At 62.5% G+C, this 25835-nt stretch carries 21 protein-coding genes; 5 read left to right on the top strand and 16 right to left on the bottom strand.

Features of this window, described 5'->3' with window-relative positions; all coding sequences use genetic code 11:
* The first annotated feature begins 7 nt into the window (after nt 1–7).
* Genes FFM53_RS35415 through FFM53_RS35405 form a run of 3 tightly spaced genes read left to right on the top strand, consistent with a single transcriptional unit; the run spans nt 8 to nt 3158 of the window.
* Complete coding sequence (locus FFM53_RS35415) at nt 8–1873, top strand: acetyl/propionyl/methylcrotonyl-CoA carboxylase subunit alpha (protein ID WP_138334626.1); 1866 nt, start codon at nt 8–10, stop codon at nt 1871–1873.
* Nucleotides 1873–2325, top strand: a complete 453-nt coding sequence (locus FFM53_RS35410; RefSeq protein WP_138334625.1) for a MaoC family dehydratase — start codon at nt 1873–1875, stop codon at nt 2323–2325. Before FFM53_RS35415 ends, FFM53_RS35410 begins: the two co-directional genes overlap by 1 nt.
* A complete protein-coding gene (locus tag FFM53_RS35405) occupies nt 2322–3158 on the top strand; it encodes an HpcH/HpaI aldolase/citrate lyase family protein (RefSeq protein ID WP_138334624.1) in 837 nt (278 codons plus the stop codon). Before FFM53_RS35410 ends, FFM53_RS35405 begins: the two co-directional genes overlap by 4 nt.
* Before the next feature lie 34 nt (nt 3159–3192).
* Here the strand turns inward: FFM53_RS35405 and FFM53_RS36775 are convergent, their stop codons facing one another.
* The 6 genes from FFM53_RS36775 to FFM53_RS35375 form a co-directional block, all read right to left on the bottom strand.
* Complete coding sequence (locus FFM53_RS36775) at nt 3193–3423, bottom strand: BA14K family protein (protein WP_425504969.1); 231 nt, start codon at nt 3421–3423, stop codon at nt 3193–3195.
* 107 nt (nt 3424–3530) lie between these two features.
* Nucleotides 3531–3887 carry a hypothetical protein gene (locus tag FFM53_RS35395; RefSeq protein WP_018449172.1) on the bottom strand — a complete coding sequence of 119 codons (357 nt, stop codon included), beginning with the start codon at nt 3885–3887 and terminating at the stop codon, nt 3531–3533.
* Nucleotides 3888–3961: 74 nt separating this feature from the next.
* The gene (locus FFM53_RS35390) at nt 3962–4804 is read right to left on the bottom strand and encodes a DUF3313 domain-containing protein (protein WP_171599977.1); all 843 of its coding nucleotides are present in this window, start codon (nt 4802–4804) and stop codon (nt 3962–3964) included.
* 151 nt (nt 4805–4955) lie between these two features.
* Nucleotides 4956–6410: an efflux transporter outer membrane subunit gene (locus FFM53_RS35385; protein WP_138334621.1), complete on the bottom strand. Its 1455-nt coding sequence runs from the start codon at nt 6408–6410 to the stop codon at nt 4956–4958.
* A 102-nt stretch (nt 6411–6512) separates the two neighbouring features.
* Nucleotides 6513–7802 (bottom strand): HAMP domain-containing sensor histidine kinase, encoded by a 1290-nt coding sequence (locus tag FFM53_RS35380; RefSeq protein ID WP_138334620.1) that lies wholly within the window; start codon nt 7800–7802, stop codon nt 6513–6515.
* A gap of 2 nt (nt 7803–7804) precedes the next feature.
* On the bottom strand, nt 7805–8491 hold the full coding sequence (locus tag FFM53_RS35375; RefSeq protein ID WP_138334619.1) for a response regulator: 687 nt from the start codon (nt 8489–8491) through the stop codon (nt 7805–7807).
* 208 nt (nt 8492–8699) lie between these two features.
* Between FFM53_RS35375 and FFM53_RS35370 the strand changes: the two genes are divergently transcribed.
* Together FFM53_RS35370 and FFM53_RS35365 are read left to right on the top strand one after the other, a co-directional pair.
* A complete protein-coding gene (locus FFM53_RS35370) occupies nt 8700–9800 on the top strand; it encodes an efflux RND transporter periplasmic adaptor subunit (RefSeq protein WP_171599978.1) in 1101 nt (366 codons plus the stop codon).
* Complete coding sequence (locus FFM53_RS35365) at nt 9800–12946, top strand: efflux RND transporter permease subunit (protein WP_138334617.1); 3147 nt, start codon at nt 9800–9802, stop codon at nt 12944–12946. Before FFM53_RS35370 ends, FFM53_RS35365 begins: the two co-directional genes overlap by 1 nt.
* A gap of 544 nt (nt 12947–13490) precedes the next feature.
* Here FFM53_RS35365 and FFM53_RS35360 read toward each other — a convergent pair.
* The 10 genes from FFM53_RS35360 to FFM53_RS35315 form a co-directional block, all read right to left on the bottom strand.
* A complete protein-coding gene (locus FFM53_RS35360) occupies nt 13491–14912 on the bottom strand; it encodes an enolase-like domain-containing protein (protein WP_138334616.1) in 1422 nt (473 codons plus the stop codon).
* Nucleotides 14909–15925, bottom strand: a complete 1017-nt coding sequence (locus FFM53_RS35355) for a hydroxyacid dehydrogenase (protein ID WP_138334615.1) — start codon at nt 15923–15925, stop codon at nt 14909–14911. Before FFM53_RS35355 ends, FFM53_RS35360 begins: the two co-directional genes overlap by 4 nt.
* A 4-nt stretch (nt 15926–15929) precedes the next feature.
* Nucleotides 15930–16748, bottom strand: a complete 819-nt coding sequence (locus FFM53_RS35350; RefSeq protein WP_138390277.1) for a sugar phosphate isomerase/epimerase family protein — start codon at nt 16746–16748, stop codon at nt 15930–15932.
* A gap of 29 nt (nt 16749–16777) precedes the next feature.
* Entirely contained in the window at nt 16778–18643 is a 1866-nt protein-coding gene (locus tag FFM53_RS35345; protein ID WP_138390275.1) for a GH39 family glycosyl hydrolase, read from the bottom strand.
* A 69-nt stretch (nt 18644–18712) separates the two neighbouring features.
* Nucleotides 18713–19546, bottom strand: coding sequence for a 5-deoxy-glucuronate isomerase (locus tag FFM53_RS35340; RefSeq protein ID WP_138390273.1), 834 nt, complete (start codon nt 19544–19546; stop codon nt 18713–18715).
* Entirely contained in the window at nt 19546–20604 is a 1059-nt protein-coding gene (locus tag FFM53_RS35335; protein WP_171599981.1) for an ABC transporter ATP-binding protein, read from the bottom strand. Before FFM53_RS35335 ends, FFM53_RS35340 begins: the two co-directional genes overlap by 1 nt.
* A complete protein-coding gene (locus FFM53_RS35330; RefSeq protein ID WP_138390269.1) occupies nt 20604–21653 on the bottom strand; it encodes an ABC transporter ATP-binding protein in 1050 nt (349 codons plus the stop codon). The genes FFM53_RS35335 and FFM53_RS35330 overlap by 1 nt, the downstream gene beginning before the upstream one ends.
* Nucleotides 21643–22776, bottom strand: coding sequence for an ABC transporter permease (locus FFM53_RS35325; RefSeq protein WP_138390267.1), 1134 nt, complete (start codon nt 22774–22776; stop codon nt 21643–21645). The genes FFM53_RS35330 and FFM53_RS35325 overlap by 11 nt, the downstream gene beginning before the upstream one ends.
* Nucleotides 22777–22788: 12 nt before the next feature.
* A complete protein-coding gene (locus tag FFM53_RS35320; protein WP_138390265.1) occupies nt 22789–23775 on the bottom strand; it encodes an ABC transporter permease in 987 nt (328 codons plus the stop codon).
* 102 nt (nt 23776–23877) lie between these two features.
* Entirely contained in the window at nt 23878–25803 is a 1926-nt protein-coding gene (locus FFM53_RS35315) for an ABC transporter substrate-binding protein (RefSeq protein WP_138390263.1), read from the bottom strand.
* Between the last annotated feature and the right edge of the window lie 32 nt (nt 25804–25835).

The following is a 25835-nucleotide window of genomic DNA, read 5'->3' as shown; positions in this document are numbered from 1 at the left end:
GGCGGCGATGATGGAAAGCCTTCTCATTGCCAACAGGGGTGAAATCGCCCGCCGCATCATCCGCACCGCCAAGTCGCTCGGCATCCGGACCATCGCCGTCTATTCCGAGGCCGATGCCGGCCTGCCCTTCGTAACGGAGGCGGACGAGGCGATCGCCATCGGCCCCTCGCCGGCCCGCGAAAGCTATCTCTCGCAGGAACGCATCCTCGATGCCGCCCGGAAAACCGGCGCTGCCGCGATCCATCCCGGCTACGGTTTCCTTTCGGAAAATGCCGAATTTGCCGAAGCGGTAGAAAAGGCCGGCATCCTCTGGGTCGGCGCTCCCCCGGCGGCCATCCGGGCGATGGGGCTCAAGGACGCGGCGAAGGAATTGATGCAGGCCGCCGGCGTGCCGGTGACCCCCGGCTATATAGGCGCGGACCAGAGCGAAGAGAGGCTGGCGGCCGAGGCGGATACCATCGGTTATCCCGTGCTCATCAAGGCGGTCGCCGGCGGCGGCGGCAAGGGCATGCGCCGCGTCGAGCGCGCGCAAGATTTCGCCGAACTTCTCGCCTCCTGTCGCCGGGAGGCGGCTGCCTCCTTCGGCGACGACCGTGTTCTGATCGAACGCTATATCGCCAATCCGCGCCATATCGAGGTGCAGGTTTTCGCCGATCAGCTCGGAAATTGCGTGCATCTGTTCGAACGCGATTGCTCACTGCAGCGCCGGCACCAGAAGGTCATCGAGGAGGCTCCCGCCCCTGGTCTCGATGCCGCCACCCGCGCTGCGATCTGCGATGCGGCAGTGAAGGCAGCAAGAGCGGTCAATTATGTCGGCGCCGGCACCATCGAATTCATCGCCGATGCCTCGGAGGGCCTGCATCCCGACCGGATCTGGTTCATGGAGATGAATACCCGGCTGCAGGTGGAACACCCTGTCACCGAAGCGATATCAGGCGAAGATCTGGTGCTGTGGCAGCTGAAGGTCGCAAGCGGCGAGCCACTGCCGAAAACGCAGGACGAGATCGTCATGAACGGCTGGGCGTTCGAAGCCCGGCTCTATGCCGAAAACCCCGCCGCCGGCTATCTGCCCTCGACCGGCCGGCTCGACCATCTCAGACTGCCGCAAACGGTCCGCGTCGATAGCGGCGTCGAACAAGGCGATGAAATCACCGCCTTCTACGATCCGATGATTGCCAAGATCATCGCCCATGGGCCGAACCGCGAGGCCGCACTCTCGAAGCTCGCAGCCGCCTGCGCCGGCATCGAGGTCTGGCCGGTCAGATCCAATGCCGGCCTGCTTGCCCGCATCGCCGTCGATCCGGATTTTCGCGCAGCTCGGATCGATACCGGCTTTCTCGACCGCCATGGCGATAGCCTGGTGGCGACGGAGCCGAGCGAAATCGCGATCGACACCGCGGCCACGTTGCTTTCAAGAAAAAAGGATGGTGATCCCTGGTCCGCGCTTGCCGGGTTCCGCATCGCCGGCGCGGATGACAGGAGGGTGCGCATCCGGATCGGCGAGCACCTCCATTGGGGGCAATCACGTCCGGAGCTTGAGGCCAATACCGTCACGATCGGTGAAACCACGGTGCTTTTCGAGGCCGGCAATGCCTGGCCGATCAGCCTGCCCGTCGCGAGCGAAGTCGAAGCAAGTCAGGGTGCCGGCGATGGCGCGATCCTTTCGCCCATGCCCGGCCTCGTCATTTCGGTGGAGGTCGCCGACGGCGATCGTGTCGCCAAGGGGGACCGCCTACTGACGGTTGAAGCGATGAAGATGGAGCATTCTCTGCGTGCGCCCTTCGACGGCATCGTCGAAAAACTGCAGGTTTCCTCGGGGATCAGGGTCTCGGAGAACCAGCTGGTCGTCAGCATTGTGAAGGAGGAGATTTGATGGCCGGCCGTTATTTCGACGAATGGACAGTCGGCGACCGCATCGCCCACGACATCCGCCGCACGGTCACCGAGACCGACAACCTGCTGTTCACGACGCTCTCCCACAATCCGCAGCCGCTGCATCTCGATGCCGACTATGCCGCCGGCACCGAATTCGGCCGGATCGTCGTCAACGGCAACTTCACCTTTGCGCTCACCGTCGGCCTTTCGGTCGGCGACACCACGCTCGGCACGCTCGTCGCCAATCTCGGCTATGACAAGGTGACGATGCCAAAACCGGTCTTCATCGGCGATACGCTGCGAGTGGAAACGGAAGTGATAGAACTGCGCCGCTCGAACTCCCGCCCCGACGCCGGCATCGTCACCTTCCGGCATATCACGCTGAACCAGCGCGGCGAGATCGTCTGCCAGTGCCTGCGCACGGCAATGCTGAAGGTGAAGCCGTCATGAGGCTGCGCTCGCTGCTCTTTGCGCCCGGTGACCGGCCGGAACGTTTCGAAAAAGCGCTCGCCTCGGGCGCCGATGCCGTCATTCTCGACCTGGAAGATTCGGTTGCGCCCTTAAACAAGGCGAAAGCGCGCGAGAGCGTGCACGAGTTCGTCCTGCATCATGCCGGCGAGACCCCTCTTCTGATCCGCATCAATCCCCTCGCCTCGCCAGAATTCGAAGACGACCTTGCCGCTTTGAGCGGCCTTCATCCTTTCGCGATCGTGCTGCCGAAGGCCGAGGGTGCCGCCTCCGTGCTGAAACTCGCAGGCTCTCTTGCATCTGAAATCCCCATTTTGCCGATCGCAACCGAAACACCATCCGCGATCTTCGAAATCGGCAGCTACCGAGAGGTCTCGGCGAGCCTTTGCGGCCTGACCTGGGGTGCCGAGGATCTGCCCGCCGCGATGGGGGCTGCGACCGCGCGCAGGACGGATGGCCGTTATACGCCGCCTTTCGAGCTTGCCCGCTCGCTGACGCTATTTGCGGCGCACGCCGCCGCCATTCCGGCCATCGACACCGTCTATCCCGATTTCCGCGATCTCAACGGTCTCAGGGCCTATGTCGGCCGCGCCCGGCGCGACGGCTTTTCCGGCATGATGGCCATCCATCCAAGCCAGATCGAAACGATCAACCACGCCTTCACGCCTGAGGCTTCCGAGATCGCCTGGGCAGAGAAAGTCGCCGCCGCCTTTGCCGCCAGGCCGGACGCCGGCGTCATCCAGCTTGACGGACGCATGCTGGATTTGCCGCATCACAAGCTCGCCCTCCGCATCCTGAAGGCCGCCGGACGTTAGACAGCCGCTCCGACGGGCTCGAAAGGACGCCGGCTCAATCGTAGGGGGAATAACATTGCCTGCGCGGTCGCCGGGAGGGCTGAAAACTATTGTCATAGGCTGAATAAGACCGGTACCGGCGCGCGCACCAAGCATAATGTCTCCCGTCATATTCATTCGAATATTCCTCCGATGGCGCAGGAGCCTCGGGCGGTGGCGGCGTGATAAGGGGTGGCGGCCCCGGAGGGCCGGGCAGCAAGGGGATGGGCGGTGGAACTTGCGCCATGGCAGCCGATTGCGCTGCCAGAAGCAACGAGACGGTGGCGAACGTCAGCAAATATTTCATCGAAAAGTCCTCATGTTGCGGCGTATCTCTGAAAGGTGCTCCCTGCGTCAACGGCTGAACTTCAGATCCGGCTTGTCGCCGTCCCAACCCTGAAGCCCTCCGGGAACCGAGCGGAATCGAAGGCAGTGCGTGCCCATCTTGCCGGATATGCACATCGCATCGTCCTTGACCGTCCAGGTGATGGAGAGCGCAAACGGCATCGGACCGCGAATGCTTCCGGTGCCGTCCTTCGCCAGGGTGACTTTGAGGGCCTTGCCATCCGGCGCCAGTGCCGACCAGGGCGCCCCATCGGCGAGGATCGCGGCTGCCTTCTCGGACGGCAGGAACGGTTCCTGCGCTGAGAATGCCGGGCTCGCCGCAAGCGCTGCGATCAATGCCCCCGCAAGCCGTAGATATGTCTTCATGTCGATGTCCTTTCTGCTGGTTTTTGAAATGTCGCAGCCGCCGCTGCGGGCGATTGAGGACTGCCGCCTGGCTGCTATTGGGAGGTCGTCGCACCCTTGTCGCTCCAGCTTGGCGGTAGACCGAGCTGACCGGCGACCGCCCCTTTGATGCCGGGCACAGGCCCAAATGCCTTGCAGGCCTGGTATTTCGGGTCGCTGCCGAATGAAGCCTTGATCTTTTGCATCAATCGGATGGACGACGTTTCCTTGAACGGGTCCTGACCTTTGACCAGCATGCGGCTGAAATCGACGCCGAATGCAGATGACAGGGAATAGGCATCCCCGACCGAGGATATCCGTGCCTTCGTCGTCAGCATGTTCGCGCCGCGCGACCAGATCATCGCCGCCTGCTGCGTACCGTCCTGGCCGACCGCTTCGGCTTCCACCGACAAGCCGCCGAGACCGATCGGAATCCTGGGAATGGGAACCATTGCCACCGAAGCGCCGAGCGTGGCGACGGTGGAGGTCGCGGCAACCGCACGGTTCGTCGCGACGATGTCGGTGACGGTCGCATGGACGACGAGATCTGCCGGCTCGTTTGGAGCCACGGCCTTGAAGCGGTCGATGAGGCCCATGCACAGCGCCCGATCGACGGCATTGCTCAGGAGCGCCAGGTCCTTGGCGTCGAAAGAACCGCCGCCGGCATTCTCCACCACCGTCGGAACGATGCGTACCGTTTGCGCGGCAAGAACCGCTGGCGAATTCACGCGCAATTTTGCCTTGGTCAGAGAGCCGCCCGACGCGGCCATTCCCGCATAGGAGCCGAGGGAAGTGCCCTGCTGCAGGGGTACGTTCGTGCAGGAGGAGAGCAAAGCGAGGAGGACGGCGCAGATTGCCGCCCGCATGGGCACTTCTGCTGGTCGGATATTGGGGGTCATCGGCGAATCTTCTGAACCGGGATCATGGATTCAGCTTTTAGAGAGGCCAGCGTTAATGGCGGTAAAGCCGGTGTAAAGTTGGGTAAAATATTGAAATCCGAGACCCGCGGGCGCCGTTTGACTGCGCCGCCGCGGGGTGGCGGGTGGCCGATCAGCCCGATTTCGCCGTTCGCTCGGAGACGACCTGCTGTTGCGGAGGCAGGTAACCGGCGCCGATGGCGACGTAGAGATCCACATAGTCCTTGGCAACCTGTTGCATGGTGGCCGCAAGGCTTTCCTGGGCATCGGAGACCGACCGCTGCGCGTCCAGGACATCGAGTAGCGACGAGGCGCCTTGCTTGTAGCTCGTGGTCGAAAGCGCGAGCGATTCCTGCGCCGTTTTCACCTGTCTGCGCAGCGGTTCCAACGTCTGCGTGTCATGGCGAACCGCCGACAGCGCGTTTTCCACCTCTTCGACCCCATTCAGCACCGCCTCTTTCCAGGCGAGATACTGGGTCCTGGCATCGGATTTTTCGATATCGACATTCGCACGCAATTTGCCGCCATCGAAGATCGGCAGGTTGAGCGTCGGTCCGAAGGACCAGTTGGTCAGGGTTCCGCCGCTGGCACCGGATGATTTGACCCAGCTCGGTGAGATCGAACCGGATAGCGAGATCGACGGGTAGAGCTGGGCTTCGGCAGCACCGATATCGGCAACGGCTGCCGCCAGCTGGCGTTCGGCCTTGCGGATATCGGGACGGTTGCGGATGAGATCGGCCGGAATGCCGGCGCGGATGTCGCCACGGAAAACCGGCTGGCCGGCGCTTTTCTGCAGCTCGTCCATCAGCGAGGCCGCCGGCATCCCGAGCAGAGTGGCAATGTGATGCGCCGATTCGGTGAAGCTCTGTTCGAGGCCGGGGATATCTGACTTCGTCGACTGAACAAGGCCTTCGGCCTGAACGACGTCAAGGCGAGAGGCCGCACCTGCCTTAAGCTGCAGCTGCGTGAGTTCGTAGGTCTCCTGACGGGACTTCAAATTCGCCTGCGAAAGCGCGATGCGCTGCTGATAATAGCGGGCGTCGACATAGCTGGAGACGAGGTCCTTCAGAAAGGAGAGCTTCGCATCGTCGGCCGTTGCGTAGGCGGCCCCAAGCGAGGCGATGGCGTTTTCCCTCGAGCGACGGTACTGGCCAAAGATGTCGAGTAGCCAGGAAAGGCTGGCCTCGCCGCCTGTCGTGTTCGTGGTGCCGATCGTCGTACGCTGCGAACCCTTCTCGCCGGATACCGTGTGCGATGCGTCGACATCGAGGCTCGGCAGGCCACCGGCACCGGCAACCGTGACATTGGCAGAAGCCGAATTGATACGCTCGAGCGCCTGCAGGACATCAAGGTTCTCGCTGAGGCCATGAACCACTAGGCCGTCGAGCCGCTTGTCACGATAGGCCGTCCACCAATGCGCCGTCACGACATCGCCGTTGCTCCTGGTGCCGCCCTCTTGGAATTTAGCGGGAAGCGGCATCTGTGGGGGAACGTGATCCGGGCCGCTGACGCAGCCTGCCAGCAGAAGCGTGATCGCCGATGCGGCGTAGTGCAGGGATGATATTTTCGTGCAGAGCGACGGACTCACTGGCGAGCTTTCTGAACCGGGATCGTAGGTTCAGGCTTAGCGGCGCCAACGTTAATGGCGGTAAAGACACTGTAAAGTTGGGTAAAATCGCGGGGAGCCGGATCAGGCTTGGTCGTCAGCCGAACCATAGGGCGTCGGTTTTCTAGGAAGCTCCAGGGTGATTGCCAGGCCTCCGGCATCCGGCAACGACGCATGCACACGCCCGCCATGACGCTCGATGGCCTGCCTGGTGATTGCCAGACCCAGGCCGTATCCGCCTCTCGGCACAGCTTCTTTCCCGCGTGAGAACGGCTGGAAGATACGTTCGAGCTCGTCTCGCATGACACCTGGCCCCTGATCCGTGACGCAGATTTTCAGGCGCTCGGTTGTCGCCTCGCAAGCCACTGATATATGCGAATGCTCGGCCGTGTACTTGACGGCGTTGCGGACAACGTTTTCGAGCGCCCTGTAGATGAGCTCACCTTCGACCTCGGCGCGGAAGGTGCCATCGACACTGGTTGTGATCGAGACCTCCCGTGCCTGGGCTTCGAATGCCGCGTCGCCGAGGATTTCGTTCAGGAGCTCGATGACATCAAGAGTGTGCGTTTTCAGCGGAAGGCCGGATCCCGCAGTCAGCCTGGCAAGCGTCAGAACTTCGCCAACCAGCGCATCGAGCCGTTCGACCTCCCGGTCCATGCGGTCCAGCATGGCGCCGAGTTTCGCCGGGCTCTGCCGGAGGACGCCGACGGCGGCCTGCAGGCGGGACAAGGGCGAACGCAGTTCGTGAGAGACATCATGGAACAACCTCTGCTGCGCATCCTGCAGCTCCTGAAGCCGGGCGGCGCTGGAATCGAAGTCATGCGCAAGCGCGGTGACCTCGTCCTTTCGGCCGGCCATTTTGTCCCCGATGCGGAAGTCGAAGCGGCCATGGGCGAGCGCGCTCAAGCCATCACGCAGATGCACGACGGGACGAATGAGGTAGCGGGCAAGTGCGCCTGCCGATATCGTGCTCGAAATCAGGATCGCGAGCCACGGTATGAACGGACCAAGGTTGTCGAAGGTGAAAGTGGCCTGAACCGGCAGGGAAATCTGATAGCAAATCCCGTCCTTGAGGACGGATCTTGTATCGACGGTCTTTGGAACCGCACAGGCATCGGCTTTCGCAGCTTTGGAAATCGTCAGGCCAGGCGGTAGCGTCTCTTCGCTTGTGCGCACGAAATACGTGGCGGCATCTTCGCCATCTCTTGAGAGCACGTTTGCGGTCAGGTTCAGGGTGATCGCTCGCCGCTCTTCCTCCAGTTCGCGCGCGAAAGGAACCCCCTGGAGAAAATTGACGAGCAGGAAGATCACGCCGACTGTCGCCGCCATCGTCAGCCAGATCGTCGTGAAGAATTTCCAGAAAAGCCGGGGCATGGTCAGTCCACGAGAAGTTGATAGCCCTGGCCGCGAACGGACTGGATCCAGGATTGTCCGTCCTCCCTCAGTCCGAGCTTCTGACGAACGCTGCTGATATGGACGTCGATACGGCGATCGAACGGGGTCAGCGGCTTGCCGAAGGCCCGCTTCGAAATGTCCTGCTTCGACACGAGCTGGCCGGCGCTGCGGGCGAGGACCTCGAGCAGGCTGAATTCCGTGCCCGTCAGTTCCAAGGTTTCGCCACGCCATTCGGCGATCCTGCTGCTCGGATGAATCACGAGTTTTCCCGCCCTTATTGTGTCGATCGTCGCGCCGGCCGCAGGCTGACCTGCGCGACGGAGGATGGCGCGCAACCTCGCCGCAAGTTCGCCCGGCGAGCATGGCTTCGGCACATAGTCGTCGGCGCCGAGATTGAGACCCGATATCCTGTCGACGTCATCGCCCCTTGCGGTAAGCATCAGGACCGGGACCTGGCTGAGCTTCCTGATCCTCTGCAGAACCTCGATCCCGTTCATCCGAGGCATCATGATGTCGAGCACGATGATATCAACCGTATTGCCGGCAGCAGCGGCAATCGCGGCGCGACCGTCCGTATCGGTGACGACCTCATATCCTTCTTCGACCAGATATTCCTGCAGAAGCGTCGTCAGCTCGGCATCGTCGTCGATGAGGAGAACCTTGTTCATTCACTTCGTCCGTCATTGATCCTTGTCAGCCATACAGCACAAACACAGTCGCGCGACCGAGTTTTACCTAACTTAACACTAACTTGACCGCACTTAACGTTCACCCCGTTACTTATCCTTCCATGACATCACCGCGAGCCAGGATCGGGTTGCCTCAACATGAGCCGCAATCCTTCATCGAGTTGGCACGGATCGGGAAAAGGCACCCATGCCTTTGACCACAAGGAGTGCATCGTTGAGAAAACCGCCCAGAATATTCGTTGCCGCTCTTGTTACGGCAGCGCTCCTGCTTCCCCTGCGCAATGCCATGGCGGACCAATCCGCCGCACCCGCCCTTACCGTCTCGCTGGTGAGGCCGGCTGAGCGAGACTGGCCGGAAACCGTTCCCGCAAGCGGCTGGCTGAAGCCCTGGCAGGAAGCCATCATCGCTTCCGAGACGAGCGGTCTGCGGGTAACCGAAATCCTGGCCGACGTCGGCTCCGTGGTTAAGAAGGGGCAGACCCTCGTCCTGATGTCGCAGGACAGCGTGCAGGCCGACCTTCGCAAGCAGGAGGCGGCCGTCGTGACCGCTAAGGCAAACCTGACAAAGGCGAAGGCCAATGCCGATCGGGCTCGCCAGCTTCGCTCTTCGGGCGCCCTCTCGGATGAAAAGATCGTCGAATATTTCGCCGACGAACAGACGGCGACGGCAAGTCTTGCGTCTGAAGAGGCGGCGCTCGACAGCCAGAAGATCAAGCTCGACCAGACAACCGTCACGGCCGTCGACGACGGTCTGATAACCTCGCGATCGGCCGAACTCGGCGCGGTCGTCTCGTCGGGCACCGAACTGTTTCGCCTGGTCCGCCAGCAGCGCGTCGAATGGCAGGCCGAGGTTTCGGCTCGTTACCTCTCACGCATCTCGGAAGGATTGAGCGTCGACATCGACGGGCCGGACGGACGTCCCATTCAGGGCAAGGTAAGGCTCGTCGGACCTTCGATCGACACCAATACAAGCCGGGCGATCGTCTATGTCGCGCTTCCCCAGGATGTTCAGCCGCGCACCGGCCTTTATGTCACCGGCACTATCGAACTGAGGACCACGCCGGCTCTGACGGTTCCGGAGACGGCGATCGTTTTCCGTGACGGCATAAACTACGTCTTCACCGCCGGCGAGGACAAGCGGGTAAGGCGGGTGCGGGTGGAGACCGGCCGCCGCAACGACGGCGAAGTCGAGATCGTCTCCGGCATAGATAAGTCGGCGAGAGTGGTGACGTCGGGCGGAGCGTTTCTGTCGGACAACGATCTCGTGAAGACTGCGGGAGAAGGTTGATGAACTTTTCTGCATTTTCGATCCGCAATCCCGTACCGGCAATCCTGCTCTTTGCGATGCTTGCCGTCGGCGGCTTGCTGGCGTTCAAGCATCTGCCGGTCCAGAACTTCCCCGATATGGACCTCCCGACCATCAAAATTACCGCGACGCTCGATGGCGCCGCGCCGGCGCAGCTCGAAACGGAGGTCGCCCGCACGATCGAGGACAATCTTGCCTCGCTGAGCTATCTCGACCACGTCACGACGACGATCACCGACGGCACGGTGTCGATCAGCGTGTCCTTCAAACTGGAGAAGGACAGCGAAACGGCCCTGAACGAGGTCCGCAACGCCGTCGACAGCGCAAAGGCCGATCTGCCGGCGCAGATGCAAACGCCAAGCGTCACCAAAGTCACCGTGCAGAGTTCGGCGCTGGTCACCTATGCCATCCAGTCTACCGCCCTTAATGAAACCGAGCTCTCCTGGTTCATCGACAACGATCTGACCAAGGCGCTCCTATCGGTATCGGGCGTCGGACAGGTCGACCGCATCGGCGGTGTCGACCGCGAGGTTCACGTCGACCTCGATCCGACAACAATGGCGGCATTCGGCGTCACGGCGACCACTGTGTCGGCGCAATTGAAGTCGGTTCAGGCCGATACTTCAGGTGGCCTTGGAGAGATTGGCGGCACCCGTCAGACATTACGCACGCTCGGCGCCGTGGCGTCGGTCGATGCTCTGAAGGAGCTTAGAATTCCCCTCGCCAACGGGCAGCAGGTTCGTCTCGACGATGTCGCATCCGTTACGGACAGCTTCGCAGAGCGGTCCTCGATGGCCTATCTCGACGGCAAACCGGTGGTCGCGGTCGAGATCAAGCGCTCGAACGGGTTTTCGGACAGCGGTGTCGCGGACGATGTCGACAAGGCGATGAAACAGTTCTCAGCCAAGCATTCCAACGTGCAGATCGCGGAAGCCTACAGCACGATCGGGCCGATCATCGACAACTACGATGGTTCGATGCACATGCTCTACGAAGGTGCGATCCTGGCGATCATCGTCGTCTGGCTCTTCCTTCGGGACTGGCGTGCGACGATCCTGTCGGCCGTGGCGCTGCCATTATCGGTCATACCGACCTTCCTTGTCATGTACCTGGCCGGCTTCAGCCTGAATATCGTCACCTTGCTTGCGCTGTCGCTCGTGGTCGGCATCCTCGTCGATGATGCCATCGTCGAGGTCGAGAACATCGCCCGCCACCTGCGGATGGGCAAGCGGCCGCTCGACGCCGCTCTGGAGGCGGCCGACGAGATCGGGCTCGCCGTCATCGCCACCACCTTCACCCTGGTCGCGGTCTTCCTGCCGACGGCCTTCATGAGCGGCATACCGGGACTTATATTCCGCCAGTTCGGTATCACCGCCGCGGTGGCGGTGCTCGTCTCCCTCGTCGTGGCACGCCTGCTGACGCCGATGATGGCCGCCTATTTCATGAAGGCCCATCCGACCGAGGAAAAGGACGGCCGCATCATGCGCGCCTATCTGGCAATCGTGAAAGCCGCCATGAACCGCAGGAAGACCACGGTGGCAGTGACTGCCGTCGTCGTCGCACTTTCGCTTGCCACCATCCCACTCCTGAAATCCGGCTTCCTGCCCGCTTCCGACGACGCGCGAGCTCAGATCACGCTCACCATGCAGCCGGGTGCCACTATCGAGCAGACGGACGCCACCACCACGAAGGCCGCCGATATCGTCGGCAAGCTCCAGGACGTGACACATGTCTTTTCCTCGGTCGGTTCCGCATCATCAGGCGGCGGCCCCGACTCCAGCACCACGAGCAGCGTCGGATCCGCCACGATCGTCGCTGTGCTGTCGCCCATCGGCGAGCGCGATCGCAAACAGTCGGAAATCGAAAACGACATCCGGCAGGCTCTCTCGGTCCTTCCCGGTGTGCGGGTCGCGGTCGGCGGCGGCGGCAACGGCACGAAGCTGGAGATCACCCTTGCCAGTGACGATGCCAACGCGCTCGACAGTGCAAGCACGGCGCTTGAAGAGCAGCTCCGCACGCTGCAGGGCATTGGCGCGGTGACATCGACCGCAGCCAGGCAGGCGCCGGAGATCCAGATCACGCCCGACTTCGCCCGCGCAGCAGCGCTCGGGGTGACGTCGAGCGCCATCGCCGAGGCCGTGCGCGTGGCGACGAATGGGGAATACTCCGCCGATCTGCCAAAGCTCAACCTGCCGCAGCGCCAGGTTCCGATCGTCGTCCGCTTCAGTCCCGAGACGCGCACGAAGCTCGACGACATCAAGAATATGCGGGTGTCTGGAACGAACGGCAATGTCGATCTCGGATCGATCGCCGATATCCGGATCGGCGGCAGCCCGTCGGAGATCGACCGCATCGACCGGATGCGCAACGTCACTCTTTCCGTCGAGCTCAACGGCCGCATCCTGGGCGACGTCAACCGCGAGGCGCAGGCCCTGCCGGCGCTCCGGCGCCTGCCGCCGGGGGTCACTCTCGTCGAACAGGGCGAACTTCAGCGCAGTTCGGAGCTGTTCCAGAGCTTTGGCCTTGCAATGGCGATCGGCGTGTTCTGCATCTACGCAGTCCTCGTCCTGCTCTTCCACGACTTCCTGCAGCCACTCACCCTTCTGATGGCTCTGCCGCTCTCGCTCGGCGGTGCGCTGGTGCCGCTGGTGTTGACCGGAACCAGCTTCTCGATGTCGGCCGTCATCGGGCTGCTTATGCTCATGGGCGTGGTGACGAAAAACTCCATCCTTCTCATCGAATACGCGATCATGTCGCGTCGCCAGGGCATGTCGCGGTTCGATGCTCTTGTGGATGCCTGCCACAAGCGCGCGCGACCGATCATCATGACCACCATCGCCATGGCATTCGGCATGCTTCCGGTGGCTCTCAGCCTGACAGGCGGCGATTCCAGCTTCCGGCAGCCGATGGCAATCGTGGTGATCGGCGGTGTCATGATGTCGACGCTGCTCAGCCTCATCGTCATCCCTGTCATCTTCACTTTTGTCGACGACCTCAACGAGGCGCTCAAGCGCCTCGTGCGCCGCACCGGGCCTGATACTGCCAACACGGAACCGCAGGCATCCAACGATCGCGCGGCGATCACCTTCAAGCCCGAGCTTTCGAAGCGAGGGCAAGGTCAGAGATGACTGCTTTCGATGAACTATTGGCTAGATGGTCCAGCGCCCGATACGGGCGACTCCCGGCGACCTTCATGGCAACCTCTTCGGTCGAATTCCCTCCCCCGGAACGAGACCGCGGGACGTGTTCCCCCACAGGCGGCCTCGCGCCGCCTGCGCGTCCTGCATCTTCTCTGCCGACAGCGTACCTCGCCCGCGTCGCAGAAAGACCTTTACCAAACTTTACACTTCCTTAACCGCGCTTAACATCCACACAGCTATTAGAGTTCGACCTCAGTTCAATCCGGAGTGTCGTGTGTCCAAGGCACATCGAAATATTCTGCATTGCCGCTTCGCGGAGCGGAAAGTCATATTTGCCGAGCTTTGGCGGTGGTTGCTGAAGCTTGCTGCTCTCTTAAGTCCCGGGATCCAATCAGGCCGCGCAGAAAACGTTCGAATAGAGCGTCATGCTCTACTGGAAGACATTTCAATTGGAGGAACGGGGTGATCAGGGCGCGTTTGCCGGACAGATCGAACAGTTCAACAGGGCAGCAGGCCCTATCTCATGCTGGCGTCATGACAATAGCGTCATGGCTTCGAAAACGGGCAAGGCGCCGCTCGCGTAGCCGACCGCCCCGAGCGAACCGATGGCGATCCGGCCGTCGCGGATCGACAGCAACGGTCCCTCAGCACCCTGCTCGTAGAGATCGGGATGGGCCGCGGCAAAGCGCGCCTTCTCCGCCTGCGGCGCACCCTGCATGCCGGCCACATAGTGATGACCGTTGCGCTCGACATGGGAGAGACCGAGCAGCGAGACCAGCGCCAGATCCTGCTGCACGGCAAGTCCCGCCTGGCAGGTCAGATCCTCGCCCGAGAGGAACAGTCCCGGCACCGTTGCGGTTCTGATGCGGATCGCCTTCATGAGCGAACGGTAGATGCCCTTGCAGGTTTTCGAGGAGACGCCGGTATATCCCAGCCGCCTGGCGCCGGCGAAGACGCCGTCGCCGTCGTCGCTCTCATCGATCAGGAAGGGCAATTGCGCCGCCAGGTCCCCCAGCGGCGTTTCCATGGTGATCGCGCGCGAGAACGGCTGTTCGACAAAGGCAATGGCCGCACGCAACCTCGCCAGCCGAGGCGTCGCCTCGATTTCCGCCAGCAAAGCGGCAAGCTGTTCGGCGGCGCCAAACTGTTCGTTGCCGTCGACCGTCACCCGATAGTCGGGCAGGCGGTCCAGCACGGCGGCGATCCTGGTCAGGCGGTCGACATCGGCATCAATCGCGCCTGACAGCTTGATCTTGAACCAGCGGTTGCCATAGCGTGTTATCACCGCCTCGAGGCTTTCCGGCAGGCCGTCACCGACGGGATGGACGATATCGCCCTCGCTGATCGGATCGACAAGCCCGATCGTATGCCGGGCCGAGATCGCGCCCGCAGGGCGAAGGCTGGCGAGCATCGCTGAGGCGGCGTCCGCGTCGATATCGCCGGGCAGCATGGGGCCACCAATGCCGACGAGATTTCGGCGCACCGCCTCGAAGAAGGAAATGCCCGAAAGGCGGCAATAGGCATCGAGCGCGGCGCGGGCGATGAGCGACGGACCGAAACCGGCGGCCAACGGATTTCCAGGCAAACGCCGCACGGTTTCCATCTCGTTCAGGCGGGCGGCGCCAAACAATGTCGTCGGCGCCGACGGCTCGAGCGAAGCGGCCGCAGCAGTGCGGATCGAGGTGCGCAACTGATCGACATTTTGCGCCGGCGTCAGCGCCGGGTTCTTGTCGAACCATTTCGGCACCATCATCTCGGCGGCGGCGCCAAGGGCGGTTCGCCCCTCTCCATCCTCGACGCGGACCCTGAGAAAGGCTTGCGGCGCCTTTTCGAGAGTTGCCGCGCCAAAACGGAACGGCAGGCGCAGCCTGATGTCGCGCTCGAAAGCGTCGATCTCGATGATTCTGATGCGCGGCGCCGTCACGGAACCTCCAATGCTTCTGTCCATGGTCATGCCATGCGGTCGAGCATGGCACGGGACACTTCATGATGGAGAGGTTCCCGGCGAAGCAGCCGGCCGATCTCATCCACCATGGCCTGTCCTTGGGCGAGATGCGCCTCTTCGGTGTGACCGGCAGCGTGCGGCGAAATGGTGACATTGGCCAGTGCGGGATCGCGGAACGGACTATCTGCAGGCAGCGGCTCGTCGTCAAAGACGTCCAGAGCCGCCTCGATGCGGCCGGAGCGGATCTCGGCGAGCAGCGCTGCCTCGTCGACCAGCTGCGAGCGCGCCGTATTGATGAACAGCGCACCGGGGCGCAGCAGCGCCAGTTCGGAGGCGCCGATCATGCGGCGCGTTTCGGGCAGGACAGGCGCATGCAGCGAGATCACGTCGCTCTGAGCCAGCATATCGTTCAACCCGGCATTGAAAACGCCGAGCGCAGCGGCCTCGCTATCGTGGAGAAAGGGATCGACGACCAGCACGCGGCAGCCGAATGGAACGAGCAGGCGCATGACCGCCCGCCCGACATATCCGGCGCCGACGATGCCGACCGTTCTGGCGCCCAGCAATTTTTGCGGCACGGCTGCGCGGACCTCGAGCCATTCGCCGCCGTTGCGCAATTGATGATGCAGCCGATGAATGCCGCGCATCGCCAAAAGCGCTTCGGCGACCACGAACTCCGCAACCGAGGCGGCAATTTTCGAGGCGGCATGGGTGACGCGAATGCCATCGTCGAACAGACGCGCGGGAACGAGTGTGCGGACGCTGCCTGCTGAATGAGCGACAAGGGCGAGTTGCGGATGGCGCTGGCGCGCGGCGGGATCGAAGGGCGGCGTGCCCCATCCGGTGAGACATGCCGTGGCGTCTTGCAGCAGGTGGTCGACATCGGTGGCGTCGATTGTGGCGCCGGTCGGCCAACGCACCTCGCCAAGAGCGTTCAACTGGGCAATCGCCGCGTCGTCCAGCATCATCCGGCGGGTTTTTTCGGTCAGCAATACGGCGATAACGGGAGCCTGTTCGATCATGGTTCTACTCTTTCGCTACGGCGACCAGGCGCCTGAGATGGGCAAGATCGGCGCGGACCTTGTCGAGCGCCCGCTCTCGAGAGACGCGGTATTGGGATTGCATCGAGAGCACGCCGGCAAATCCAGTGGCCACCAGATGCGGGACTATTTCGTTCCAGGGCACCATGCCTTCATCGAGCCCGTACCAGTCCGAATGCCATGTACGCTGGCCATGAGCTCCGTAAGCGCCGGGGAACCAACCACTGTTCTTGACGCCAATGCAGCAGAACCACGGTTCGAGAATATCGAGGGTCAAACGCCAGTCCTCGCTCCCCTCGCGAATGATCTGATTGGCCGGATCGGGATAAGCGCCAATCCTGACCGGATCGCGCCCGGCCAGCAATCGCACCGCCAGCGCGCCCGAGCTGTGCAGGGTCCCGCCGTGAAGCTGGATGGTGAGCTTGATGCCGAAGCGTTCAGCCAGGCGCTCGAAGCCGTCGAGATCGCGCCGCGCCTCATCAAGCTGGGCCTGCCAGCGCCGCGACGAGTCATAGCGCCAGAAGCCCAGCCGGACCTGCCCGATGCCAGCCTCGCCGCAACAACCGAGAAGCCGGGATGTGGCATCGTCGGGCCGGGTGGAATCGATGGTCGCCATCGGGGTGCGCAGACCGGCCGCGGCAAAGAGCTTTACCGCATTGATGATTTCCTCCGGACTGTCAGGGGAAACGGCGTGACCATCGCGAATGAGAAGATCAGCGCAGTCGAATCCCAAACCGGCAGTGATCCCGGCCGCCTTCTCGAGCGACAGGCCCTCCAGGGTCTTGGTGAAATAGGCGATATCCATCGATCAGATCCCAGGCAGAAAGGCATTGTTCATGAGCCGGAGACACAAAGCTCGCTGCGGCGGCCGAATGCATCGCGGGCGCACACCGCATAACGCACGCCCTCCGGCGGCGACATGTGCAGAAATGCCGTCGAGATCAGCGGGGCGGAACTGACCTTTTCGAAAGTCCCGCCATCGGTGCTGACCAGGACATCGTAGAAGATGGCCGGGCTGATATCGCCGGCAGCCCAGAAGAGCATGCGCTCTTCGCGACCGCCAAGACCAAGGTAGCGTTCGACGACAAGACCGGTCGGCGCCGCCGGGAGCGCGCCAATATCGGGAACGACAAGCACCTGCGTCAGCGACGGCAATGGCACATCGAGATCGATACTGATCCGGCCTTCGTCGCAGTCGACGACGCTGATCGGATGCAGCAGGGCGGGCTCCTGCGCGCGGCGCATTTCGGCGAACTGCGCTTCATCAGGTGCGGGCGGTGCGCCGACCGGCTCGAAGGGGCCGCGCGGGTTGCTTTCGTCGCGCTGGGCTTCCCAGACCTCCATCGGATTGGTGAATTCCTCGTCGATGCGTAGCAGGCAAAGCGCGTGGCGGCCGGGAACCAAACCGCTCACCTCGAGACGAACGGCGGTCCGGCCCGAGCGGTTGATGGCATCGACGCTGTGGATAAGGCTGATGGAGACACCGCCGCCCGGCAGCCGTGTCGGCAGGATCGCCAGGCCATCCTGGTCGGGCGCAAGCGGCGGTTCGGCCGTCACCTTGCAAACGGTATCGCCAAGCGTTGCCAGCAGTTCCATCGATGTGAGGCCGGGCTTCTTGATGATGTCGAAGGGCGGCGCGCTGTCGACATCCGTGACCAGCATATCCAGATTGGTCTTGTGCTCCCACTGCGCCTTGGTGAAATTGCGCGAACCGAAATAGGCAAAGATCGTGCGCTGGCTCCAGCCGCCGATAAAGGCGTGGTCATTGCTGAGAAAGGTGAAATTCGCCGCTTTCGGGGCGATGATGCGCCGGTCGTGCTGTTCGATGATGCGGGCGATGATGCCGGCATAATAGGCTTTGCCGTGCCAGCTATGATGATCGCTCCAGCCGAGCTGCGGATCGCATTCATCGTTGATGATGGGCAGGCCCGCCAGGCGCGGGTGATGCTCCTTGAGATAGTCGACGACGAGCAACGTGCGGTCGACGATGGCGTTGGTTTTCGGAGTCAGGTCTTCCTTGCTGCCGTTGACGCCCTTTTCATGGATCGAGATGTAATCGATGCGCGGCGGGCCGTCACCGCTGAGGCAGCTCGTGCCGCTGTCGCAATGGGCCATGAGGGCGCGAAAGATCGGCGAGAGCGTGCGGGCGGTGCCAGGCCCGCCCATCGGCAGGCTGGGATCGATGGCATCGAGCCCGGCGACGCAGGCGTCGTAGTAGTTGGTGTAACCCTTGATCCCGTAGGTCCACCAGCCGGAGTCGGCCTCATTCGTCGTTTCGAAATACCATGTCCGCAACTCGTCCATGCCGTAACGCGCGCCATAACGGTCGACTGTTGCCGTCACGAGATCCCGCCAGCGCTTGACCTGATCCATGTCCTCATAATCGGTGAACAGGCCCGACGGGTTGCCCATCAGCTCGAAGAACGGCTTCAGCCGGTGTTCGATCATCACGTCGAGCGCGCGGTCGAGCAGCGACCAGTCGTAGCCGGCCTCGCCCTTCGCGCTCAGCAGGTTGTAGAGATAATGCACGCGCAGGAACCGGATGCCTTCATTCGGCAGGCCGCCAATATAGGCAAGCATCTGGCGCATCTCGGGCTCGAGCAGAAGCTCGGCGGGTGAAAAGCCGGTGCCCCGCCAGAAGCGGTTGAACGGGCGCACCGCTTCACTGGCATCAACGTTTATTCGCGTACGTTCACGCATGGGTCGTCTCTCCTTGGGCGGACGTTTGGCAGTGCGCCGCAATGCCGGCGCACGAGGCCAGGAGCCGGATTATTTGAACTTGTCGCGCATCGCATCGATGCCGGGGATGGTTTTGGTCAGATGCTGATGGGCGGGATCGAAGCGCTGGATCAGCCCCCGACGATGCTTGCCGACGAGAATGGTGAAGATATAGCCCCGGTGCCCCGGCGAGGTGACTGTCGGGTGGTAACCCCGGTCGACCAGGACAGTGTCGCCGTTGCGGGTCATGAGGATCTTGACCGGACCGTCTTCGTCATAGGTGATCTGGCTGCCGAAACCGGTCTCGGGCTGGAAGCGGTAGTGATACAGTTCTTCGTGCCGGGTCTCGACATCACCGTCTTCGGTATCGTGTTTGTGAGGGGGATAGCCGGACCAGCATCCCTCGCCGGCATAGAGTTCGCTCACCAGCAGGTTACCGCAGCGCCCGTTCTGCCGTTGGCCGAGCAGATGGACGATCCGCCGCTGGCTATGCGTGTCCGACGAGCCGACATTGACCGCGTCGACCTCATCCGGCGTGATGCGAAACGGGGCGTAGTGCGTGTCGCAGAGGCCGCCCGCGATGGCCACTTCCGCTGCCGCGCCACGAGCCGATATCCGGACATTGGCGCCGACGGGCGCGTAAACCGAGTCCGCATCGCCTCCCCAGATATCGGCTCGCCGGCCCACCGCTTCGAACATGATGCCATCCACCTCGATATCCACCTGACCCGACAGCACGACGTAGAGGCTTTCGTGCGCGGGCAGCAGCCGGATGTCCTGCTCGTTGGAGGCGAGCGTGACGAGATCGAAGTAGATGAGATCGAGCGTCGTGGAGGAGGTATCCACAATGGGACGCTGCTCGGAGCGTGGAATGAATTCGGGCATCAATTGAACTCCGGAACGGTACGGTCGGCGAAGGGATTAAGCGACAAGGATTCGGCATGATGGCAGGCCACTGCGTGCCCATCGGCCGTGACGGTGCGCAAGCCCGGCACCTCCTGCCTACACAGCTCGGTGGCGTAGCGGCAGCGCGGATGAAATGCGCAGCCGGGCGGCGGGTGGGCGGGATCGGCAACCTCGCCCGCCAGCCGGATGCGCTGGCCGTGGCGGCGCATCCTCGGATCGGCAATCGGCACCGCCGAGAGCAGCGCTTCGGTGTAGGGATGGAGCGGGCGCGAAAAGATCTGCTCCGTCGGCGCCTTTTCGACGACCCGACCGACATACATGACGGCGATATTGTCCGAGATATGCCGGACAACCGAGAGGTCGTGGGCGACGAAGAGATAGGTCAGACCGAACTGTTCCTGCAGGTCCTGCAGCAAGTTGATGGTTTGTGCCTGCACGCTGACATCGAGCGCCGAAACGGCCTCATCGGCGATCACCAGCCGCGGATTGGAGGCCAGCGCCCGGGCGATGCCGATGCGCTGCCGCTCGCCGCCGGAAAACGCATGCGGATAGCGGTGCATGTATTCGGGCCGCAGGCCGACGCTCTGCATGAGGTCGGCGACCCGGTGCTCGAGTTCCCGGCCCTTGGCGATGCCGTTGACACCAAGCACCTCGCCGATGATGTCGATGACGGGAAGGCGCGGATTGAGTGAGGATTGCGGATCCTGAAACACGATGCGCAGGTCGCGATGGATTTCGTCGAGGGCAGACCCCGACAAGGCCGCGAGATCGACCGTGCCGCCGCTGCGGTTGCGATAGCGGATTTCACCGCTCGTCGGCTGATAGATGCGCAGCACCGTGCGGGCAAGCGTGGACTTGCCGCAGCCCGATTCCCCGACAATGCCGAGTGTTTCGCCATCCTCGACACGAAGCGAGACACCATCGACCGCCTTGACGTGTCCGACCACACGCCGGAATGCGCCCTTGCGAATGGGGAAATGCATCCTGAGATCGGTCAGCTCGAGCAGCGGGCTTGGTTGGGTTATGGGATCAGCCATCATTGTCTTCCTTCGTAAAGCAGACAGCTGGCGACATGCCCGTCGCCGATCGTAACGGGCTGCGGATCCTTTTGGTCGCACAGGCCGGCCCTCGCCTCTTTGCATCGGGGATGAAAGCTGCAGCCCTGGGGCCGGTTGAAACGCGAGGGCACCATGCCATCGATGATCGCAAGCCGTTCGGTGGGTTGCCCGTGCATGCGCGGCACCGATTGCAGCAGCGCCTTGGTGTAGGGATGAACAGGCGCGTGGAAGATCGTGTCGACATCGCCTGCCTCCACGACCCGGCCGACATACATGACGACGACTTCGTCGGCGATTTCGGCCACCACACCGAGATCATGGGTCACGAACAGCACCGAGAGCCCGAATTCGGCCTGCAGCGAGGCCAGCAGATCGAGGATATTGGCCTGGGTGGTCACATCGAGCGCCGTGGTCGGTTCGTCGGCGATCAGCAGCTTGGGGCGGCAGGCGAGCGCCAAGGCGATACAGACGCGCTGGCGCATGCCACCGGAAAACTGGAAGGCATAGTTTTCCATACGCTCGGCCGGCCGCGGAATGCCGACCAGAGCCAATGTCTCGATGGCATGTTCGCGCGCCTCCTTCTTTCCCATCTTCAGATGCAGGCGGATCACTTCCACCATCTGGTTGCCGATCGTATGAACGGGGGAAAGTGCGGCCATCGGCTCCTGGCTGATCAGGCCGATCTGGGCACCGCGGATCGCCCGCATGTCGTGGCCGCGCGGATCGAGCGCCGCCAGGTCGACGGAGGGTGCTGCCGGATCCGGCCGGTAGCGGATTGCCCCCGAGACGATCCGCCCTCCCCTGGGAACCTGATTGAGGATCGAGCGGCCGGTGATGCTCTTGCCCGAACCGGATTCGCCGACGACACAGACCGTCTTGCCGCGCGGGATGGAAAAGGAGACGCCGTCGACCGCCTTGATGGTGCCCGCAACCCCGAAGAAATGGGTCCTGAGATCATCGACCTCGATCAGCGGGTCGCGATCCCTGTGCCGGCCGCCGGCTGCGGCAAAATTGGGATCAGTATTCATAGGGATCTGCAGCATCGCGTAATCCATCACCGAGGAAATTGAGGGCGAGCACGGTGACGATCACCGCGAGACCGGGAAGAAACAGCCAGGGTGCGCTCGAGACGGCAAGAATGTTCTGTGCCTCCTGAAGCAGCACGCCCCAGCTCACCACCGGCGGGCGCAGGCCGATGCCGAGGAAGGAGAGCGCGGTTTCTGCGAGGATCATCGTCGGAATGGCAAGCGTCACCGAGGCGATGATGTGGCTCATGAAGGACGGCACCATGTGCCGCCAGATGATGCGCATCTGCGAGCAGCCGTCGAGACGGGCGGCTATGACGAAGTCTTCCGTCTTGAGCGACAGGAAGCGCCCGCGCACCACCCGTGCCAGGTCGGTCCAGCCGATCAGCGACAGGATGATCGTGATCCAGAGATAGACCAGGAGCGGATCGGCGCTGATCGGAACGGCAGCCGCAAGGCCCATCCACAACGGGATGGTCGGGATAGAGTTGATGAGTTCGATGGAGCGCTGGATGACATCGTCCACCCAGCCGCCGTAGAGCCCCGAGATGCCGCCCAGGATGATGCCGAGGATGAGGCTGATTGCCACCCCGATCAGTCCGACGGACATAGAAACGCGGGTGCCGTGGACCGTCCGGCTGAAGACGTCGCGACCCAGCCGGTCGGCGCCGAACAGGTAGAATGGTTTGCCCATCTCGATCGGGCCGATCAGGTGCCGGTCGAAATTAAACAGCCCCCAGAGCCGGTAGGGTTCGCCCTTGACGAAGAAGCCGAGGGGGATGACGACGGCCGGATCGGGCACGTAATTGCGGCTGAGCGCGATCGGGTCAACCTTCATCGAATAACCGTTGACGTAGAGCGGATGAAACTGCCCGGCCGCGTCGTAGCCGGCGAACCTGATCTGCTGCGGCGGCGCATAGGTGTAGCGGGAATCGTAGGTCTGCGACGAAACCGGGGCGAGAACCTCGGCAAACAGGGCGACCAGGTAGATCAAAAAGATGACGACGCCGGCCGCCAGCGCCAGGCGATGGCGACGGAAGCGCCGCCAGATGAGCTTCCACTGCCCGGCGACCGCGTCGGAATTCTGGATCCGTTCGGGTGATAGCGCGATGGCTTGATCGGTCATTGGTCTCGTCCTTCAGCCGTTGCGAATGCGTGGATCGAGCCAGGCGAGCAGCAGGTCCGAAATCAGTGTGCCGATCAGCGTCAGCATGCTCATCAGCAGGATGAACGTGCCGGCCAGATACATGTCCTGGGCAAAGAGGGCGTTGAGCAGCAGTGGCCCGGTGATCGGCAGGCTGAGAACGATGGAGACCACCACCGAGCCGGAGACGAGGTGCGGCAGCACCCAGCCGACGGTCGAGACAAAGGGGTTGAGCGCCACCCGCACCGGATATTTCAACAGCAGCCGGATTTCACTCAAGCCCCGGGCGCGGGCCATGTCGACATAGGGCTTGTTGAGCTCGTCGAGCAGGTTGGCGCGCATGATACGGATCAGCGCTGCCGTCGCGCCGGTGCCGAGAACGACGACCGGGATCCACATATGCGACATGAGATCGCCGAGCTTGGCCCAGCTCCAGACCGCATTTATATAGGCGGGCGAAAACAGCCCGCCGGTACTTTGGCCGAAATATTGAGCCGAAACATACATCAGCACCAGCGCCAGCAGGAAGTTCGGGATGGCAAGGCCGAGGAAGCCGAAGAAGGTGGCGACGTAATCTCCCACCGAATATTGCCGCACGGCCGAATAGATGCCGATCGGAAAGGCCACCGCCCAGACGAAGAACAGTGTGGTGACCGAGACCACCATCGTCAGGCCCATGCGGCCCCAGATCAGCTCGCTGACCGGCTTGTTCCAATCGAGGGACTGGCCGAAATCGCCGCGCAGCAGGATGCCGCTGATCCATTTCCAGTATTGGACCGCCCAGGGCTGATCGAGGCCGTAACGTTCACGCAGGCCGGCGATGACGCCGGGATCGATCGTTTCGTTCTGGGAGGCCAGACGCGCCGTCATCGCGGTCAGGAAGTCGCCGGGCGGCAGCTGGATGATGATGAAGGTCACGACTGATATCGCGAACATCATCGGGATCATGTAAAGCAGACGTCTGATGATGAAGCCGGCCATGGTCAAGCTCCTTCAATCGGCGATCGCCGATCGGATGATTGGGACTGGGCTGGTGTTGATGGGGTGGCGCCCGTAGACGCCAGCCCTGTAGGTCGCGTTCCGTTATTGCTGGTAGTAGAAGGTCTCGGGCTTTGCCGGTCCCGGCGTCATGTAGAACGATGTGCTGGGAATGACCTTCGGGACATTGCGCATATTGGTCTTGACGATGCCGACGCGATCCGGCTCCAGGTTGGTGCCGATGACGTAGAATTCGTCACGGGTGATCGCCAGCAGTTCCTTCATCTCGGCCAACTGCTTTTCGAGCGTCGGCGCTTCCTGCACCTGCCGGTAGAGATCCATCTGCTTCTTGGCAGCGGGGCTCGGTTCTTGCGCGTTCGGATCCTTGGGGTTCTGGTAATAGAGGCCCCAGGCCGTCGCGAAGCTCGACTCGTATTCGTGCGGGAAATACCATTTGGGATCCAGCAGGCCGAGGAAGTCGTAGCCACCGCCGCCGACCCATCCAAGGCCGTCATTCTCGTTGTTCTGCAGGCGGGAGAAGATCAGCGAACGTTCGGCCGGGCGGGGCTGCATGTCGATGCCGACAGCCCGCCAGTAGCGCTGGATCATCTCGAGGGCATCCACCTGGATCGGGCTTCCGGTCAAGGCGTCGATCGCGAAGGTGATCCGCTTGCCGTCCTGACCGAGGCGATAGCCTTCGGCGTCATGTTTGGTAAGGCCGGCCTTGTCGAGATACTGATTGGCGAGATCGACATTATATTCCAGATACTGCGTCGCCATCTTCTCGTCATAGAGCGCGGTGCCTTCACGCGGTGCCGCCTGATAAGGCTTGGCCTGTCCGGCATAGATCAGCTGGTTGAGCTCTTCGCGGTTGATGGCGTAGCTGAGGCCGATGCGGAAATCCTTGTTGGAAAAGACAGCACGCAAGGCCGGATTCTTGTGGGTCTGATTGAGGGTGATCAGCAGGGCGTTCGACCACGCCGGCCGGGCAATGAACAGGCCGTAGCCTCCTTTCTCCTGGTTCTGCACGATCACCGTACGGGCGTCCGTCGTCTCGATGAAGCGGTTCTGCATGTCGATTTCGCCGCTGATCGCCTTCAGGATGATGGCCTGCGTATCCTGCATCACATCGATGGTGATCCGATCGAAGTAAGGCAGCTGGTTTCCTGCGGTATCCACCTTGGCATAGTATGGATTGCGTTCTCCAACGACCTGGGTGGTGCCGTTATAGGGCGCGGTCAACACCCAGGCATCGAGCGTTGGACGGCCGAGATCGCGCCAGCGGCCGGGAAACCCGATCTTGTTGTTGAAGAGCTGGACCCAGTCGGTTGCACCGGCTGCCTTCACCAGGGCATCGACGCCGTCGGGATTGAAATCCTTGTGGAATTGCTTGAGGTAATGGGCCGGTGCGGCTGCCAGAATATCGGAGCCGCGAACGGTCGCCATATTCATCAGGAACAGGCCGTTCGGCGCGGCAAATTTGAAGACGACCTTGTCGGCGGCGAGCTTTTCGACCTTGACGGTCTCTCCGCCTGCGGTCAGCCAGTCGGGTGCTGCAGGCGTGATCTTGGTGTTGCGCAGCACGTTCTCGTTCCACCACACCAGATCGTCCGCGGTAAAGGGCTCGCCGTCCGACCAGCGTGTGCCTTCACGCAAGGTGAAGGTATATTCGGTGGCATTGGCATTGACCTCGACGCTCTTGGCGAGATCGGGGATCACTTCGGTCCATTCCGGATTCCAGCGGACCAGTCTCGTATAGCCGATTGAACGTTCGATCTCGCTGTCGCCACCGCCAAAGGTGGCCGTGCGCCAGGTGCCGCCATAGGTACCAACCGATTCAAGCGGCGTGAGTACCAGCGGCTCCTTGGGCAGCCGCTTTTCGACCGGCGGCAGCTTGCCGGCATCGACCAGCGCCTTCAGTTCCGGCGACTCCTCAAAGCCGAATGCGGCACCGGCCCAGCCGGCACCCATGAGGATCGCCGCGGCAACGGTCGAGACAACCTGCCGTCTTAAGATTCTGACGTGTTGCATTCTTTCCTCCCAATGTTCCGCTCTAGGTTATC

Source organism: Rhizobium indicum, assembly GCF_005862305.2.
Taxonomy (GTDB): Bacteria; Pseudomonadota; Alphaproteobacteria; order Rhizobiales; family Rhizobiaceae; genus Rhizobium; species Rhizobium indicum.
Note: the sequence above shows the minus strand (reverse complement) of the source record. Positions and strands in the feature narration are given on the sequence as shown.